The 18,231-nt window shown below is 35.2% G+C and carries 11 protein-coding genes; 3 read left to right on the plus strand and 8 right to left on the minus strand.

Annotation, left to right across the window (positions count from 1 at the left end; genetic code table 11):
- Nucleotides 1-90 precede the first annotated feature (90 nt).
- The 3 genes from leuC to BM289_RS02615 form a co-directional block, all read right to left on the minus strand.
- On the minus strand, nucleotides 91-1,485 hold the full coding sequence (gene leuC / locus BM289_RS02605; protein ID WP_091490628.1) for a 3-isopropylmalate dehydratase large subunit: 1,395 nt from the start codon (nucleotides 1,483-1,485) through the stop codon (nucleotides 91-93).
- Nucleotides 1,486-2,003: 518 nt separating this feature from the next.
- Entirely contained in the window at nucleotides 2,004-2,924 is a 921-nt protein-coding gene (locus BM289_RS02610) for a helix-turn-helix domain-containing protein (RefSeq protein WP_091490629.1), read from the minus strand.
- Between the two features lie 286 nt (nucleotides 2,925-3,210).
- On the minus strand, nucleotides 3,211-4,014 hold the full coding sequence (locus BM289_RS02615; protein ID WP_091490630.1) for an SDR family oxidoreductase: 804 nt from the start codon (nucleotides 4,012-4,014) through the stop codon (nucleotides 3,211-3,213).
- 506 nt (nucleotides 4,015-4,520) lie between these two features.
- On the opposite strand from BM289_RS02615, the gene dnaE reads away from it, so the two are divergent.
- Both dnaE and BM289_RS02625 read left to right on the plus strand, forming a co-directional pair.
- The gene (gene dnaE / locus BM289_RS02620; protein WP_091490711.1) at nucleotides 4,521-9,050 is read left to right on the plus strand and encodes a DNA polymerase III subunit alpha; all 4,530 of its coding nucleotides are present in this window, start codon (nucleotides 4,521-4,523) and stop codon (nucleotides 9,048-9,050) included.
- A gap of 177 nt (nucleotides 9,051-9,227) precedes the next feature.
- Entirely contained in the window at nucleotides 9,228-10,148 is a 921-nt protein-coding gene (locus BM289_RS02625) for an outer membrane beta-barrel protein (protein WP_091490631.1), read from the plus strand.
- 210 nt (nucleotides 10,149-10,358) lie between these two features.
- Here the strand turns inward: BM289_RS02625 and BM289_RS02630 are convergent, their stop codons facing one another.
- The 4 genes from BM289_RS02630 to BM289_RS02645 form a co-directional block, all read right to left on the minus strand.
- Complete coding sequence (locus BM289_RS02630; RefSeq protein ID WP_091490632.1) at nucleotides 10,359-11,354, minus strand: Gfo/Idh/MocA family protein; 996 nt, start codon at nucleotides 11,352-11,354, stop codon at nucleotides 10,359-10,361.
- Between the two features lie 284 nt (nucleotides 11,355-11,638).
- Nucleotides 11,639-13,747, minus strand: coding sequence for a prolyl oligopeptidase family serine peptidase (locus BM289_RS02635; protein WP_091490633.1), 2,109 nt, complete (start codon nucleotides 13,745-13,747; stop codon nucleotides 11,639-11,641).
- A 224-nt stretch (nucleotides 13,748-13,971) separates the two neighbouring features.
- Entirely contained in the window at nucleotides 13,972-16,179 is a 2,208-nt protein-coding gene (locus BM289_RS02640; protein WP_091490634.1) for a TonB-dependent receptor, read from the minus strand.
- A gap of 160 nt (nucleotides 16,180-16,339) precedes the next feature.
- A complete protein-coding gene (locus BM289_RS02645) occupies nucleotides 16,340-16,693 on the minus strand; it encodes a hypothetical protein (RefSeq protein ID WP_167365372.1) in 354 nt (117 codons plus the stop codon).
- A 225-nt stretch (nucleotides 16,694-16,918) separates the two neighbouring features.
- Here BM289_RS02645 and BM289_RS02650 point away from each other — a divergent pair, with 225 nt between their 5' ends.
- Nucleotides 16,919-17,623, plus strand: a complete 705-nt coding sequence (locus tag BM289_RS02650) for a porin family protein (protein WP_091490636.1) — start codon at nucleotides 16,919-16,921, stop codon at nucleotides 17,621-17,623.
- Here BM289_RS02650 and BM289_RS02655 read toward each other — a convergent pair.
- The gene (locus tag BM289_RS02655) at nucleotides 17,618-18,223 is read right to left on the minus strand and encodes a hypothetical protein (RefSeq protein ID WP_244165307.1); all 606 of its coding nucleotides are present in this window, start codon (nucleotides 18,221-18,223) and stop codon (nucleotides 17,618-17,620) included. The genes BM289_RS02650 and BM289_RS02655 overlap by 6 nt on opposite strands.
- Nucleotides 18,224-18,231: the final 8 nt, after the last annotated feature.

The raw sequence follows: 18,231 nt of genomic DNA on the forward strand, positions 1-18,231 counted from the left end.
AGATTTTAGATTTTCTGAATGTGAGAATCTATAATAAATCTAAAAGCAATTTTATTGAATTTTTGAAATTGTTATTGCAATTGTCATTGACTAGAACAGTTCTCTTGGATCTGTCAATTTTCCTGTAACAGCAGCTGCAGCAGCCATAATTGGACTAGCAAGAAGCGTTCTAGAACCAGGACCTTGACGACCTTCAAAGTTTCTGTTTGAAGTACTTACTGCATATTTCCCAGCAGGAACTTTATCATCGTTCATTGCTAAACAAGCAGAACAACCTGGCTGACGTAATACGAAACCAGCCTCTGTCAAAATATCTAAAATTCCTTCTTCCTTAATCTGCGCTTCCACAACGTGAGAACCCGGAACTAACCAAGCTGTAACATTATCTGCTTTTTTTCTTCCTTTTACAATTTCAGCAAAAGCTCTAAAATCTTCAATACGTCCGTTTGTACAGCTTCCTAAGAAAACATAATCGATTTGTTTTCCGATCATTACATCGTCTTCGTTGAAGCCCATGTAAGCTAAAGATTTTTTGTAAGTTTCCTCACCGCCTTCAACTTCTTTTGCACTTGGGATATGTTTTGTGATGCCAATTCCCATTCCAGGGTTTGTACCGTAAGTAATCATTGGTTCGATGTCCTCCGCTTTGATGTTTAATTCAGCGTCAAATACAGCGTCAGCATCTGTTTTTAACGTTTTCCAGTATTCAACAGCTTTTGTCCAAGCTTCTCCTTTTGGAGCATATAATCTTCCTTCTAAGAAATCGAAAGTAGTTTGGTCAGGAGCAATCATTCCTCCACGAGCACCCATTTCGATACTTAAATTACAAACAGTCATACGGCCTTCCATAGTCATGTTTTCAAAAACATCACCAGCATATTCAACAAAATATCCTGTACCTCCGGAAGTAGTTAATTTAGAGATGATATAAAGCGCAACGTCTTTTGGTCCAACACCTTTACTCAATTTGCCGTTTACGTTGATACGCATTTTCTTTGGTTTTGGCTGCATAATACATTGCGTAGAAAGCACCATTTCAACCTCAGATGTTCCGATACCAAAAGCAATAGCTCCAAAAGCACCGTGAGTAGACGTATGTGAATCTCCACATACAATAGTAGCACCTGGCAAAGTAATTCCGTTTTCAGGACCAACTACGTGTACAATTCCATTTTTTTGGTGACCTAATCCCCAGTGCGAAATTCCGTATTCAGCGGCATTGTCTTCAAGAGCTTTAAGCTGGTTTGCAGAAAGCGGATCCTGAACTGGTAAATGTTGGTTTATGGTTGGTGTATTGTGGTCGGCAGTTGCAAAAGTACGTTCTGGATATAATACATTAACGCCTCTTGATTTTAATCCTAAAAAAGCAACAGGACTCGTAACTTCATGAATGAAATGGCGGTCAATAAAAAACACATCTGGCCCATCTTCAATTTTACGCACAACATGTGAATCCCATACTTTGTCAAATAATGTCTTACTCATTTTTTATTTTTTTTAATTGTAATTTCTATAACCACAGCAATTTCCTGTTCATTATAATAGCAAAACAAAAGTAAAAAAAGATAAAAAAGCGTCAATTTCGATATTTCATTATATACGATACCCAAACTAAATTACAAATTGCCAAATGGCTTTTGCAGACTAAAATTTGAAGGAATAATGATTAAGAAATAGATTTGCTTTTTCTTTTTCGGCTTAAATTTTCCTTGTTTGTTTTTTGTTTTAATAGTTTGCAAATTTATCTCAAAATCAATATAAAATATAAAAATTTAATTGAAAAAATCTAACAAAATGTATAAAAATAGTAATAATTGTTAGTTTTGGAATATGTCTAAAAAGTGCGTTTTTTGAGTTTTTTAAAGCTTTGAAAGGTGTTTTTTGGACGTTATTTAGATTTAATAAAACATCAAAATACTACGACATCCAAGAGGTGTATTTTTATGAAATTTTATGTTTTTTTGAAGCAAAAACTGATTTTTTGTAGGCGGTATTTTTGAAGGTTAATTCAGAGAATTTTTAAATTCTAAAGGTGTCAGATTCGTTTTCTTTTTGAATAATTTACTGAATGACTGCGGATATTCAAAACCTAGTTGATAAGCAATTTCTGCTACAGAAAGATTAGTCGTAATCAGAAAATCTTTTGATTTTTCAATTAATTTCGAATGAATGTGCTGTTGTGCATTTAGTCCAGTTAAATTACGAAGCATGTCACTTAAATAGTGGCTCGAAACATTAACGTGAGAAGCCAGAAATTCTACTGTTGGCAATCCTCTTTTTAAGGTTTCTGAGTTGCTGATATAATTGTCTAGCGTTTCTTCAACTTTCAATAATAAATCGTGACTGATGGTTTTTCTGGTAATGAATTGGCGTTTGTAAAAACGATTGCTGTAATTCAGCAAAACATCAATATAAGAAACAATCACATCCTGAGTCATTTCGTCTATTGCGGTATTGAGTTCGTTGTCGATGCTTTGTAATAATCCGATAATAATTGTTTTTTCACTATCGGAAAGATGCAGTGCTTCATTGGTGTCATAAGAAAAGAAGCCATATTTTTTGATGCTTTTTCCTAAAGGATAATTTCGAATAAAATCAGGATGAAATAAAAGTGTATAACCGCCATATTCAACACCTTCTTCATTTTCAGTAAAAATTAACTGAGTTGGAGAAGCAAACATGAGACCGCCTTCGTTAAAATCATAATAGCCTTGACCGTAGCCCATTTTTCCTTTGGTAGAAAACTTATAAGAGATCTTATAAAAATCAAGCAAAAAGGCATGATTCGCTAAATCTTCATTAATGACCAACTGCGTATTGTCTACCAAACTCACCATTGGATGAAGTGGTTTTGGCAGTCGAAGTAAGTCATGAAACTGCGATATAGAAGAGATTTTTGCTGGATTATTGTTTTTCTTTTCCATGATATAAAAATATGAAAATTTGAGAGATTAAATTAGGCTTTTCAAAAAGCATTGAACAGTTTGTTTGATTTTGAAAGACCAGCTTCGAAGAAGCGAAATATTTATAGAAATTGCAGTTATTATTGAGGGTAGAGCTCCAGCGGAGCGACATATTCATTACAATAAACATGTCGCTCCGCTGGAGCTTTTTTTCCATCCGTATGATTGAATTTCTATACATATTTTGCTCCGCTGGAGCTTAATAAAAAACCGTTCAATGCTTTTTGGATAGCTTCATCAGAAATTATTATTCCCCAAAAAATTGTTTGCCAAATTCAGAACGAAAAACTTCGTCTCCAACTTCTAGTCTTTGTTTGTAAAGCGCTTTTGCATCTTCGCCGGCAACATATCTTAATTGGTTTTTTCCATCCGTAGCAGCTTCATAAACAACATCGGCAATTTGTTCTGGAGTTGATGCCATTTCAAACATTGTGTCAACGCTTGCAAACATGCTGTTGGTCATCGCTTCATATTCAGGTTTTGTTGCTGTATCAAGAGAACCATGTAAAAATTCGGTTTTAATACCGCCAGGAGAAACCGTTTTAATATGTATCCCAAACGGATTTAGTTCATAAGCCATACTCTCGCTCCAACCTTCTAATCCCCATTTTGTTGCGTGATATATCGAACCTAAAGGAAAAGCAATCAATCCGCCGATAGAAGTGGTTGAAATAAATAAACCGCTTTTTCTTTCTCTGAAATATGGAATAAAAGCATTCGTAACTCGAATTACTCCCAATAAATTTGTGTCCAATTGTTTGGTGATTTGAGAATCAGAAAGACTTTCCAAAGGGCCAATTAATCCATAGCCAGCATTATTAAAAACGATATCAATGTCACTGATTTCAAGCGCTTTTTTAACTGTGTTTTGAATTTGATCATAATTCGTAACGTCCAAAGGTAAAAGCGTTACATTTTTTAATTCAGAAAGTTCGGTTTCTTTTTCAGGAGTCCTCATGGTTGCGATTACGTTCCATCCTTTTTCGTGGAATAATTTTGCCGTTGCTTTTCCTAAACCTGATGATGCGCCTGTGATAAAAATTGTTTTCATGATTATTTGTTTTTTTAATTGTTATAATTTGATGAAGCAAAGTTCAGGATACACTGTAGTTTAAAAGTGTTCATTTTGGAGTAATGAGTATCCAAAATGAATATTGAAGTTTTTTGGATTAAAAAACTTTGAGTGTAATTGTTTTTAAACACATAGAAACATAGTTTTCTTTGTCTACAAAGGCGTTTCACTCATTTTAAATACACATAGCTATGTGTGAAAATCTAGATTTTCTAAAATCTCTTTTTTACAGAACTAAAATCTATGTTTCTATGTGTTTAATTTTTTTACGAATGGCAATCAACGAGTTTTAATTAACGTTTTTGTTAACAACTTTAGCTTCTTTATTTCCCTAAAAAAAGTGTAAATTTGAATTCCTTCCATTTTTCATTACGCATTTTGCTATGTTTCATGTTGTCAGTAATTTACAATGTGAAAGATATGAAATTTTGGACACGAGCGAAGCGAACTGGCGAAGCAATTTAAAATTTGATTTTTACAACTCTATGTATTTAATATTCGATACCGAAACAACCGGATTACCAAAACGCTGGGATGCCCCAATAACCGATTCTGATAACTGGCCTCGCTGTATACAAATTGCTTGGCAGTTGCATGACGAAATGGGACAGCTTATTGAGCATCAGGATTATTTGGTAAAACCAGAAGGATTTAACATTCCGTATGATGCTGAACGTATTCACGGAATCTCGACTGAATTGGCTGAAGCCGATGGAATCACTTTGGCCGAAGTTTTAGAGAAATTCAATATTGCTTTAAGCAAAACAAAATATATCGTTGGACAGAATTTAGGTTTCGACGTTAATATTATGGGAGCTGAATTCCATAGAATGGGAGTGGAGTCTCAAATGAGTTCAATGCCAGTTTTGGATACTTGTACCGAAGTTACTGCTTCGTTATTACAACTTCCGGGAGGTCGTGGAGGAAAATTCAAATTGCCAACTTTGACCGAGCTTCACGAATATTTATTCAGTGTACCTTTCGCGGAAGCGCACAACGCAACTGCTGACGTTGAGGCAACTACGCGTTGTTTCTTAGAATTGGTTAGAAGAGAGGTTTTTACGAAAGAAGAGCTTGACGTTCCTAAAGAATACTTCAAAGATTTTCAGGAAAGAAACCCAGAGCCATTTAAACTGATTGGTTTAAAACATATCAACTTAAAAGCGGCTTCTGATAAAATCAGAGAACAACTTAAAGCTTTAGCGGGAGAAGGCACACAAAATGTCGTTTCAGAAGAAGATAAAGCCGATTTTAAAGCGGCGAAATTTGCACATTTACACAATCATACACAGTTTTCGGTACTTCAATCTACTATCGGAATTGGAAATATTGTTGCGGCTGCAGCCAAAAACGGAATGCCGGCCGTTGCTATGACCGATACTGGAAACATGATGGGGGCTTTCCATTTCGTGAGCGCCGTTATGAACCACAATAAAGCTGCTTCTGGAAAAAACAAAGCTTTGGTCGAAGCTGGAGAAGAACCAACAGAAACCGAAGTAAAACCAATCGTAGGGTGCGAATTTAATATCTGTGAAAATCACTTAGATAAAAGCAAAAAAGACAATGGTTATCAGGTTGTTTTAATGGCTAAAAACAAAGCTGGATATCACAATTTGGCCAAAATGGCTTCGATTGCCTATACAGACGGATTTTATTATGTTCCAAGGATTGACAGAAATATCGTTGAGCAATACAAAGGCGATATCATGGTTTTGTCTGGGAATTTATATGGAGAAATTCCGAGTAAAATCTTGAATATTGGTGAAAATCAAGCCGAAGAAGCCTTAATTTGGTGGAAAGAACAATTTGGCGAAGATTTCTATCTGGAAGTAATGCGCCACAATCAGGAAGATGAAAATCGTGTCAACAAAACCCTGATTGAGTTTTCGAAAAAACACGATGTAAAGTTAATCGCTACTAACAATACCTATTATTTAAATAAAGAAGATGCCAATGCACACGACATTTTATTGTGTGTAAAAGACGGTGAAAAACAAGCAACACCTATTGGACGTGGACGCGGATACCGTTACGGACTTCCAAATCAGGAATACTACTTCAAGTCGCAAGACGAGATGAAAAAGCTTTTTGCTGATTTGCCTGAAGCCATTATCAATATTCAGGAAATTATTGATAAGGTCGAAGGATATTCGCTTTATCGTGATGTATTGCTTCCGAAATTCGAAATTCCGGACGAATTTGTTGATCCTGAAGATGAAAAAGACAATGGTGTTCGCGGTGAAAATGCTTATTTGCGACACCTTACTATGGAAGGTGCCAAAAGAAGATATGGGGAAATCACAGAATCGATTCAAGAACGTTTGGACTTTGAGTTAATGACGATTTCGAACTCGGGTTATCCTGGTTATTTCTTGATTGTACAGGATTTCATCGCCGAGGCGAGAAAAATGGACGTATCGGTAGGGCCTGGTCGTGGATCTGCAGCGGGTTCAGCCGTTGCATACTGTCTCGGAATTACCAATATTGACCCGATTAAATACGACTTGCTTTTTGAGCGTTTCCTAAATCCTGACCGTGTATCGATGCCCGATATTGATATTGACTTTGATGACGAGGGTCGTGGACGTGTAATGGAATATGTAATCAACAAATACGGTCAAAAACAGGTGGCGCAGATTATCACTTATGGTAAAATGGCGACCAAATCGGCGATTCGTGATACGGCACGTGTACTAGATTTGCCGTTATTTGAAGCCGATAGAATTGCAAAACTGATTCCGGGAATGATGCCGTCAAAATGGAATTTGGCGCGTTTTATTTCTGAAAGTGAAGAGGAAGTCAAAAAAGCACTTCGCTCGGATGAATTTGACAATGTAAAAGAATTAATCGCGATTGCCAATGAAGATGATTTGGCAGGGGAAACCATTCAGCAGGCAAAAATTCTGGAAGGATCGATGCGTAACACGGGAATTCACGCCTGCGGGGTAATCATTACGCCATCGGATATTACGAATTATGTTCCCGTAACAACAGCAAAAGATTCCGATTTATATGTAACACAGTTCGACAACTCGGTTGCAGAAAGTGCCGGATTGCTGAAAATGGACTTCTTGGGTCTAAAGACCCTTACGCTGATAAAAGATACCGTAAAACTGGTAAAATACAGAACCGGAATTGAACTGAATCCAGATACTTTCCCAATCGATGATGAAGAAACGTATGCTCTTTTCCAAAGAGGTGAAACCGTTGGAATCTTCCAATACGAGTCACCGGGGATGCAGAAATACATGAAAGATTTGAAACCAACGGTTTTTGGAGATTTAATTGCGATGAACGCCTTGTATCGTCCTGGACCTTTGGAGTATATTCCGTCTTTCGTTCGAAGAAAAAATGGTGACGAGGAAATCAAATACGATTTAGATGCATGTGCGGAATATTTATCAGAAACCTACGGAATTACGGTTTACCAAGAGCAGGTAATGCTTTTGTCTCAGTCTTTGGCAGGATTTACAAAGGGTGAGGCCGACGTCTTGCGTAAAGCGATGGGTAAGAAACAAAAAGACGTACTAGATAAAATGAAGCCGAAGTTCGTTGAGCAAGCGGCCGCAAAAGGTCACGATGCCAAGATTCTGGAGAAAATCTGGAAAGACTGGGAAGCCTTCGCGAGTTACGCCTTCAACAAATCGCACTCGACTTGTTATGCTTGGATTGCGTATCAAACAGCATATTTGAAAGCGCATTATCCTGCCGAATATATGGCAGCGGTACTTTCGAATAACATGAACGATATCAAACAGGTTTCTTTTTTCATGGAAGAATGTAAACGTATGGGATTACAGGTTTTGGGGCCTTGTGTAAATGAGTCGTACTATAAATTTACAGTAAACGATGATTACGCGGTTCGTTTCGGAATGGGAGCGATCAAAGGTGTGGGTTCTGGAGCTGTAGAAACCATTGTAGAAAACAGAAAAGACGGAAGATATAAATCGATTTTTGATTTAGCTAAGCGAATTGACCTTCGCGCAGCAAACAAAAAAGCGATCGAGAATTTAGCACTTGCAGGAGGTTTTGATTCTTTTGAAGGAACAACCAGAGCACAATATTTCCACGATGATGGTGACGGAATCACTTTCTACGAAAAAGCAATGCGTTACGGATCTAAGTTTCAGGAAAATGAAAATTCATCTCAGGTAAGTTTGTTTGGAGAAACCAGTGAAGTACAAATTGCAGAGCCAGTTGTGCCACCATGTGAAGACTGGAGTACAATGGAGAAATTGGCCAAAGAAAAAGAGGTTGTCGGAATTTATATTTCTGGACATCCTCTTGACGATTTTAGGTTTGAAATGAAATACTTCTGTAATTCTCGTTTGGAAGCGCTGAAAAGCATGAACGAGTATGTTGGAAAAAACCTAATGTTTGCCGGAATTATCAATAACGTACAGCATCGCGTTGCTAAAAATGGAAAAGGTTGGGCGGCTTTCAACTTAGAAGGGTATGATGAAAGTTATGAGTTTAAGATTTTTGGAGAAGAATATTTAAAGTTCCGTCATTTCTTGATTCAGAACAATTTCGCCTTTCTGAAAATTATGATAAAAGACGGATGGGTCAATCATGATACGGGTAAAAAATCGGATCCTAGAATGCAGTTTGTTGAGATTCGTCAACTGCAGGATATTTTAGAAGCTTTCGCTAAAAAACTGATCCTTCTTTTAAATATAAAAGATCTTCATCCTGAATTTATTCATAAACTAAGCCATTTATTTAATGAAAATAAAGGAGATAATTCGGTGACTTTTGAAATCATGGAATTAGAAAAGATCAAAAAATTGGTTGAGGTAGAAACTCCAGCTGATTTTGAAGCCGAAGATGCTGTTTTTGAAGCTGAAAATGAAGATAGTGCGATAGAGGACACTAAGATTCAAGAAGTAAATGAAGTAGAAGAAATAAAAGTAGTCACTAAATTAACGATGCCGAGTCGTCGTTTGAAGGTCAAAATTTCAACTGAATTATTGCAAGAATTGGAGAAAATGCAGATTAATTTTAAATTGAACTAAAAAATTAACAGTTAAATTTTAAACACATGTTAATTTTTTGTGTTAAAAATATGCATGCATAATAGTTTTTTAGTAATATTGCCCGAAATTACAACGATTTCGTTCCAAGTCTAACTTTACAAATTGTAAGAATGTGTTTAATGTTCTAAGTTTGTATAAATCAATTAATTCAAAATTATGAAAAAGAACCTATTTTTATTAGGATTATTAGTTTGCTCAATGACCATGATGGCGCAAACAGAAAAAGCAGACAAACCAGAAAGCTGGTATTTTAAATTGGGTGGATCTTATTTCAACCAAACAGCTTCCACTGAATTTCCAACAGTTGGAGGAAATCCAGCTTTAGATAGAACTTACGTAGGAGGAAAATTAGTTTCTGAAAAAAGTGTCACAGGTTCATTTGGACAAGGTTTTAGAACTGGCGTAACTGCTGGATATCGCTTCTCTACACGTTTAGGAGTTGAGTTAGGGGTAAATTACTATACAAGTAATGATAAGAAAATGGCGCAAACAACTACAGATGCAATTTTTGTTTCAGGTGGAAAGCCTGTTTACAATTTTAAATCGGTTGGTCAAATTACAGCATTTGATCTTGCTCCAGCACTTGTAATGTTTTTAGGTGAAGCACATGGTTTTGAACCATATACTAAAGTTGGGGTTTTAGTTCCAGTTCATGGAGATTTAGAAATTACCACTGATGCAATCGTACCGACAGGTGTTGCGAATCCTGCAACTGCTGCTGTTCATAGCGTGGATAAAGTTAAGCCAAATCCAACTATTGGTTTTTCAGCTGCTTTAGGTACTTCTTATAAATTAGGAAAACATATTTCTGCTTTTGCTGAATTAGAGTATCGTAACTTTACTGTTCACGGGAAAACTAAAGAAACTACTGAGTTTAAAATGAATGGTCAAGATGCCTTAGGAACTAGAACTACTGCTCAAATCCATACAAATTATAGAGACAGATTAGATGTGAATTCGAATAATGCAGCAACAAATCCAAATGGTGTTGATTCATCAAAACCAACAGATGAATTAAGCTCTTACGTTGGAATTTCTGGTTTAGGATTAACATTAGGTATCAAATACAGTCTATAATTTTATTCCGTTATTATAGTTTTATAAAAAGAGGATATTTGAAAGAATATCCTCTTTTTGTGTATTTTGTCATTTCGACCGCAGGGAGAAATCACACGCGAGATTCGACAAAGATTGGCGAAGTTCTTTACGGAGTTGCTAGTGTGATTTACTTCGTATGTTAGCTATCGCTCGAGTCTTCCTGTGGTCGAAATGACAAAACGGAAAATACTATTTAGAAGCCTCTCTAAACTCCTTCAAAACCTGATCAATTACCCAAGTTGTTCTTGAACCCGAAACACCTTTTGATGGAGATGCATTTTCTTTTCCTAATAATTCAGCCATAACAGTTTCGATAAACGGCTGTTGAATGTGTAACGGATTTTCTATAGTAATGGTTTCTTTTTCTCCATTTGCATATTGAATATGAATTGGATCATTTCCGAAAGTAGAGAATGATATTTTTCCTTTGTCACCTACAATTTCGGTATTATCATAACGCTCAAAACTCGCAAAATTCCAGATACCAGATCCATGAATTCCGTTTTCAAATAAGAATGACATCGAAACAGCATCTTCTGCTGGATAAGCCATTAATTGAGAAGTCGCATGTCCGCGAACTGATTTTATCGGACCTAAAACAAAATCAAGAAAATCTAGAGTGTGACAAGCCAAATCAACAAAGATTCCTCCGCCTGAAATATGTGGTAAAACAGTCCATGGAAGATTGATTTCGTCATCATAACGAGCTTCAAAAGGATGATACAAAACACAGTTTACATGTCGTATAGTTCCAATTTTGCCTTTGTCAATTAATTCCTTTATTTTTAGAAAACGAGGTAAGGCTCTTCTGTAATAAGCAACAAACAAAGGGACATTATGTTCTTTACAAGCATTAATCATTTCGTTGCATTCTTCAAAAGTTAAAGCCATTGGTTTTTCAACATACACAGGTTTTCCAGCTTTGGCACATAAAATCGTATATTCTTTATGAGAAGATGGAGGAGTGGCAATATAAACCGCATCAACTTCTGGATCATTTATTAAATCTACAGCATTCGAATACCATTTCGGAACGTTATGACGTTTGGCGTAATCTTCGGCAAGTGCAGCATCTCTTCGCATTACAGCAACTAAAGCAGAGTTTGGCGCTTTCTGAAAAGCAGGTCCGCTTTTCACTTCTGTTACATTACCGCAGCCAATAATTCCCCATTTTATAATTTTCATGGTTTAAGTTTTAAGTTTCTCAAATTTAGTGTAAATGGTTTATTTAAAAAAGTTAGCCACGAATTCACGAATTTATTTTAATCTACATGTTTAAAAAAATCTATATTGAATTAGTACGAATTAATTTCACGCAGATTTTGCAGATTTAAACAGATGCGTGCAGATTTTTAAATTAAATCAGCTTAGATCTGCCAAAAATCTGCGGAATCTGCGTGAAACAAAAAAGCCACGATATTCACAAAAATAATTCGTGAATTCGTGGCTAAAAAAATTAGTTTAAAGTCTTATTTTGAAGGCAAAGCTTTAAAACCCATATTGTAAAGCGTAAAAGCTTGAATGTCTACATTTTCTTGAATAGTAGCCGCAACAGATTTTCCTGCTCCGTGACCAGCTTTGACATCAATTCTAATTAAAACTGGATTCTCTCCTGCTTGTTTTTCCTGCAATTCAGAAGCAAATTTAAAACTATGAGCTGGAACTACACGATCATCATGATCTCCTGTAGTTACCATTGTTGCAGGATAATTTGTTCCTTTTTTAACATTATGAACTGGCGAATATCCTTTTAAGTACTCAAACATTTCTTTATTATCCTGAGCCGTTCCGTAGTCAAAAGCCCATCCAGCACCAGCTGTAAAAGCATTGTAACGAAGCATGTCCATAACTCCAACAGCAGGTAAAGCCACTTTCATCAAATCAGGACGTTGTGTCATTGTGGCGCCAACTAATAATCCTCCGTTAGATCCTCCACGGATAGCTAAATAATCTGAAGACGTATATTTTTGAGCAATTAGATATTCAGCAGCGGCGATAAAATCATCAAATACGTTCTGCTTTTGAAGTTTAGTTCCTGCATTGTGCCATTTTTTTCCGTATTCACCGCCACCTCTTAAATTAGCGACAGCATAAACGCCACCGTTTTCCATCCAAACTGCATTTGCAACGCTGAAACTTGGAGTCAAACTAACATTGAATCCGCCGTAACCATATAAGATTGTTGGGTTTTTACCATCTAATTTTGTTCCTTTTTTGTAAGTAATAATCATAGGGACTTTTGTGCCGTCTTTTGAAGTATAAAAAACTTGTTTTGACTCATAATCCTCACTTTTGAAATCTACTTTCGGTTTTTGATAGATTTCAGATTTTCCTGATTTTGGTTCAAACGAATAAATGCTTCCCGGAGTTGTATAATTGGCAAAACTGTAATATAAAATCTTTTCTTCTTTTTTTCCTCCAAAACCGCCAGCAGATCCAACAGCAGGAAGTTTGATTTCACGAATTAATTTACCAGTGTAATCATATTGCAGTACAAGTGAAACGGCATCTTTTGTATAATTTGCAAAAAAGTATCCAGCACCTGTTGAAGGAGATAAAACATTTTCTGTTTCTTTGATAAAATCTTTCCAGTTTTCTGCTTTCGGATTTGCTGCATCTACAGTAACAACACGGCCATTAGGAGCATTGTAATCAGTATGTATGAATAATTTTGTTCCTTCATTTTCAATGATTGAATTAGAACTGTTGAAATTATCTACAATAGTAACAATTGGACTGTTAGGTTTAGTCAAATCTTTAATATACAATTCATTTCCATAAGTTGAATTTGCTGCAGTGATAATCAAATAATGATCATCTTCTGTTATATAACCGCTAACATATCTTCTTTTTTGATCTGCACCAAAAATTACTTTATCGTCTTTTTGAGAAGTTCCTAGCTTATGAAAGTACAATTTATGCTGATCTGTTTTTGCAGACAATTCGCTTCCTTTTGGCTTGTCATAGCTAGAGTAATAAAAACCTTCATTTTTGTACCAAGACACGCCGCTGAATTTTATGTCTACCAAAGTATCTTCTAAAACCTTTTTAGACAAGGCATCAATGATAATCACTTTTCTCCAGTCACTTCCTCCTTCAGAAATTGAATAAGCCGCTTTAGTACCGTCTTTCGAAAAATCTAGACCTCCAAGTGAAGTTGTGCCATCTTTAGAAAAAGTATTGGGATCTAAGAAAACTTCATCCTTTCCATCTTTCCCTTTTCTGTATACAACAGATTGATTTTGTAATCCATTGTTTTTAGAAAAATAGGTAAATTTTCCCTCTGTAAACGGAGCTCCTATTTTCTCGTAGTTCCAAAGTGTTTCCATTCGTTTTTTAAGTGCTGAACGAAATGGAATTTTATCTAAATAAGCGTAAGTTACTTCGTTTTCAGCTTTTACCCAGGCTCCAGTTTCGGCAGATTTATCATCTTCAAGCCAACGATAAGGATCGCTTACTTTGGTGTCAAAATAAACATCAACAGTTTCTCCTTTTTTGGTTTCGGGATATTTGATTTTGTTTTGTGCAAATGAAATTCCTGCAGTTGTTAGTGCCATTAATAAAAAAGTTTTTTTCATAGTTAGTTTTTATCTGTTGTAACAAAAATAATACTTTTTGTGAGATTGTTGTGTTATTAACCGCAAAGTACGCAAAGAGTTTACGCAAAGCACGCAAAATTAATTTCGCAAAGTCGCAGAGGCGCAAAGTTTTAAAATTTCTTTGCGCCTCTGCAACTTTGCGAGATTCTTTTAAGCGTTACTAATTAGAATAAAACTTAGCGTGCCTTGCGGTTAAATAAAGATTATAAATTAAAATTAACTCCCAAAACGATGTTTCTTCCAATATTCGGAATACCGTCTGTTTTCAGTCTTGAAAGGTGTGCAATATATTTTTTATCAAATAAATTGTTTCCGTTTAAGTTAATGTCAAAAGCAGTTTTTCCTAGTTTTACAGTTCCTCCAAAACCTAAATTAACCAAAGTATATCCTTTTGAAGCTGTTTCAAAACCACTAACATTATCCTGACTAAAAGTAGAAGAAACATTTAAAGATGCAAAACCTTCGCTTAACCAGTTTTTGATATTGAATTCAGTTCTAAGTGTGTTATTCCAGTTGTTGGCAGGAATTAAAGGCAGATAATCATTATTGTCTTTTTTTCCAGTAACCGTTTCAAAACTTGTTTCAAAATGCAACCAGTCTAAAGGGTGTGGATGAAAGTGTAAACCAACTTCACCACCATACAATTGAGCATTATCCTGAACATAAGCAAAAACATCATTATCTTCCAGAACTTCTCCAGTTGGTGAAGTGTAGATATAATTGTTTACGTGATTGTAAAATCCGTTTACGAAGAATTCAAAGTGTGAATTCTTGTATTCTAAATTCAAATCGGTTTGAACGTTTTGCTCCGTTTTCAGATTTGCATTTCCTATTTCGTATCTATTTGTTCCTTCGTGAACACCATTTGAAGTCAATTCAGCTAAGTTTGGCGCTCTAAATCCTGTTGCAACGTTTAAACGAAGCGTTAATGGCTCAGCCAATTTTGTTTTATAACCTAAAGAAGCATTAAAGCTGTCGAAAGATCTGTCAAGAGGTAAAAAATAGCCTTCTTCACCTTCAATTCCGTGTTCGATTGATGTAATGTTTCTGTTGTCAAAACGCAATCCGGCTTGTAACACGCTGTTGTTCCACTCGTAATTAGCAGTTCCAAAAACACCAAAATCGTTTGTTGTTGCATCCGGAATTAAATATTCTTCACCAGAATTTTTATTCGTTTGGTGCATTCCCTGAACACCTACAATCGTTTCAATTTTTCCGAATTTAGGAAAATGATATTTTGCATTGTAGTTGAAAGTGTTTAGTTTCATATGAAGAGAAGCTTCGTTGCTGTCTTCAAATTCGCTTCTGTCATTGGCAATATATCCTAAATCAACATCCAATTTTGAGTTTTCAAAAAAGATAACATTATTCAAACTCAATAAATGATTGAAAATTCCTTGTCTTGGAAATTGAGTGTCTTTGCTTGAAGATTGTGCTGCAATTCCGTCTTCTGGAATTCCAATGTCGAGTTTGTTGTAGTTGTATCTTAAAACACTTGAAAAAGTAGAGTTGCTGTATCCAATTCCAGTTTTAAAATCGGTTTCATTGTAGCGAGAATTCGTTACGCGGTCGCCATCGGCAATTTTGTAATCAGAATGAGTGTTGTAACTTCCACGAGCTAAAAATTTCCAATTATCAGTAGAAGTTTTTAATCCGATAGAAGAATTACTTCCTTGTGTATTGGTAAAATATTTTTGACTGAAATTAGCTTTAAAATCGCCTGCATCAGCAAATTTTTCAGGATTAAAGTATAAAACTCCACCTAAAGCATCAGAACCATATAATAAAGAAGCTGGTCCTTTTATAACTTCAACACTTTCGATTCCGGCATCGTTTAAACCTAAACCATGTTCGTCTCCAAACTGTTGGTTTTCGATACGGACACCCTGAGAATACACTAAAACACGGTTCCCGCTCAATCCACGAATTACCGGTTTTCCGATAGAAGTTCCGGTTGAAATCTGAGAAACTCCGGGAATTGTAGCCAGACCTTCAATTAAAGTTGAGGTTCCTTTTTGCTGTAAAGTTTTGATGCTTTCATGCTCAATTTTCATTACGTTCTGAGATTGTAATTTATTAAATGGAGTAGAAACCACCACTTCATCCATTTCTAAGATAGACTCTTCAAGTGTAATGTCTAAAGTGTTTTGTTTCAATAATTTTACAATAGTTTTATTTTGGTTGGCATATCCAACATAAGTAAAAGCAAGTCTAAGACTTCCGTTTGGAAGATTATTTAATTCGTACTTTCCGTTTGCATCTGTAGTAGTTCCTTTGTGAATTTCAGGTGCATAAACAGAAACGCCGGGTAATGGATTATTTTGATTATCAGTCACAATACCCGAAACTGAATTTTGAGCGGAAACAATGCCCGAGAACCCTAAAATAAGGGCAATTATAAATTTTTTCATTTGAAAATGATGCTATAGTTAAATTGATTTTTTTCTTTTGAATAAAAACCAAAACCAACAATAAAGCATTCTGATCCCGATTACAGAAACAGGATTAGAAAACTCAATGCTTTTTGAATTTAGATTAAAAGAAATGTGATTTTTTTCGAAAAACGAAAACTTAAGAAACTATAACAGTAGGAGGGCCTCGTAAGTAATAAGAGGTAATTGAAACTGAAAATATCTTCTCTGAAAAAGGGAAGAAATACGGGGTTTCCTTATCAAAAGAATGAAATTGAAAAGAGAAATCCTGCGGAATAACAAATGATTCAAAAGCAAAATGGCAAACAAAACAAACGTCATAATCGTGATGCTGATGCGTTATTTCGCCATTAGGATCATTGTAATTATGATGACACTGTTTTTCTGAAAGCTGTTTTACGATATGCTCATAACTGTGTATGGACTGAAACAATATTGAAAACAATATCGTGACAGCAAACGAAAGACTTAATATGAGCTGCTTTTTCTTCATTTCCTGCAAAGGTATAAAACATAAGAAGAAAATTCATTTATTTTTTACTGTTCCCAGCTGATTTATTGAAAAATATGCAGCAATTATTTTTATTAGCAAGTAAAATAAGAATATTTGTATTTCTTAGCATTGCTAAAAAAAGCATTATAGTATATTTGTATATGAAATAAATAAGCGCAGAAAAGCGTTTATTTTAAAATCCTCTTTTAAAACCAAATTTACGATATGCGAATTATTTTTACTTGCCTGTTTTTACTCACTTTTTTCAGCTCTTTTGCACAAGAAGAGGTTAAGCCTGAAGTAAAACCAGTCGTAAAAATAGATTCTTTGTATCGAGAAGATCAGTTTTATTTTTCGGTGACTTATAATATGTTTACCGATATTCCGATTAAGTTCAAACAAAATAAATTTTCTTTAGGACTTTCTGGAGGTTTTCTTCGTGATATGCCTGTTAATAAATCCAGAACGATTGCAATTGCTGCAGGATTAGGATTGAGTTATCAAAACTATTATCAAAACTTAACCATTTCTCAAGACGGAGCAGGTAATATTATTTATGGTGTAAACGATTCAGGACAATTTGTTTCCAACCGTTACAGACAATATTCTGTAGATCTTCCGATAGAGTTTAGATGGCGTAATTCAACTTATGAAAGCACTAAGTTCTGGCGTATTTATGGTGGAGTTAAATTGAGTTATGTTTTCTCCGATTCTTCTATTTTAGATGACGGAGAAAAAACGTATCGAATCAATAATAATGCATCTATCAATAAGTTTCAATACGGCCCATATTTGGCGGCAGGATATAATACATGGAATGTGTATTTGTATTATGGATTAAGTCCGTTGTTTGATTCTGCAACCACATTATCTGGAGAAAAAATCAACATGAAAACCTTAAATGCAGGATTGATTTTTTATATTTTATAACCACAAGTATAAAAATAAAAGCTGCGGCATTATCCCAATAAATAAACCAATTAATATTTCTCTAGATGTATGTGCCTTCATTTCTAAGCGGGATGATGCGACAACTCCTGACAATAAAATCAGTAGAGCCGGCCAATATGGATTGTGCATTTGAAGATGAATGTTTAAGCCTATTACAAAAATGGCAAAACCGCAGATGGCAACCATGTGCAGACTTGCTTTTATTTTAAAAAGGGCAAAAACCAAAGCCAGAATCGCACTGAATAACGCTCCTAGAAAAAAGAAATGAAGTTCAGGATAACGTACAATTACGATACTTCTTTTTACCAATAAAATATACAAAAAACACTGTAGAATTAACGGAATAGTGCGTTCTGAAGTTTGACTGAGCATGATCGTTTTTACATGGCCAGTTGATTTAAGTAACAGATAAAACAAGATGGGCACAATTACATTAATGACCAAAATCTGTAATAAAACAAAGTATTTTTCTTGTGTGCTAAAAAGGTCTCCTTTACAGAACAAATAAAACAAAGTGGCATACAACGATATAAAAATCGGGTGTAATATATAAGAGAAAAGTGGAAGTATTTTTTTCAAAATGCGGA

The organism is Flavobacterium phragmitis, from assembly GCF_900112575.1.
In the GTDB taxonomy this organism is placed as follows: Bacteria; Bacteroidota; Bacteroidia; order Flavobacteriales; family Flavobacteriaceae; genus Flavobacterium; species Flavobacterium phragmitis.

Coding starts and splice junctions, on each gene's coding strand:
- leuC (WP_091490628.1), bottom strand. CDS start 1,485: ATGAGTAAGACATTATTTGACAAAGTATGGGATTCACATGTTGTGCGT.
- BM289_RS02635 (WP_091490633.1), bottom strand. CDS start 13,747: ATGAAAAAAACTTTTTTATTAATGGCACTAACAACTGCAGGAATTTCA.
- dnaE (WP_091490711.1), top strand. CDS start 4,521: ATGTATTTAATATTCGATACCGAAACAACCGGATTACCAAAACGCTGG.
- BM289_RS02645 (WP_167365372.1), bottom strand. CDS start 16,693: ATGAAGAAAAAGCAGCTCATATTAAGTCTTTCGTTTGCTGTCACGATA.
- BM289_RS02615 (WP_091490630.1), bottom strand. CDS start 4,014: ATGAAAACAATTTTTATCACAGGCGCATCATCAGGTTTAGGAAAAGCA.
- BM289_RS02640 (WP_091490634.1), bottom strand. CDS start 16,179: ATGAAAAAATTTATAATTGCCCTTATTTTAGGGTTCTCGGGCATTGTT.
- BM289_RS02610 (WP_091490629.1), bottom strand. CDS start 2,924: ATGGAAAAGAAAAACAATAATCCAGCAAAAATCTCTTCTATATCGCAG.
- BM289_RS02650 (WP_091490636.1), top strand. CDS start 16,919: ATGCGAATTATTTTTACTTGCCTGTTTTTACTCACTTTTTTCAGCTCT.
- BM289_RS02625 (WP_091490631.1), top strand. CDS start 9,228: ATGAAAAAGAACCTATTTTTATTAGGATTATTAGTTTGCTCAATGACC.
- BM289_RS02630 (WP_091490632.1), bottom strand. CDS start 11,354: ATGAAAATTATAAAATGGGGAATTATTGGCTGCGGTAATGTAACAGAA.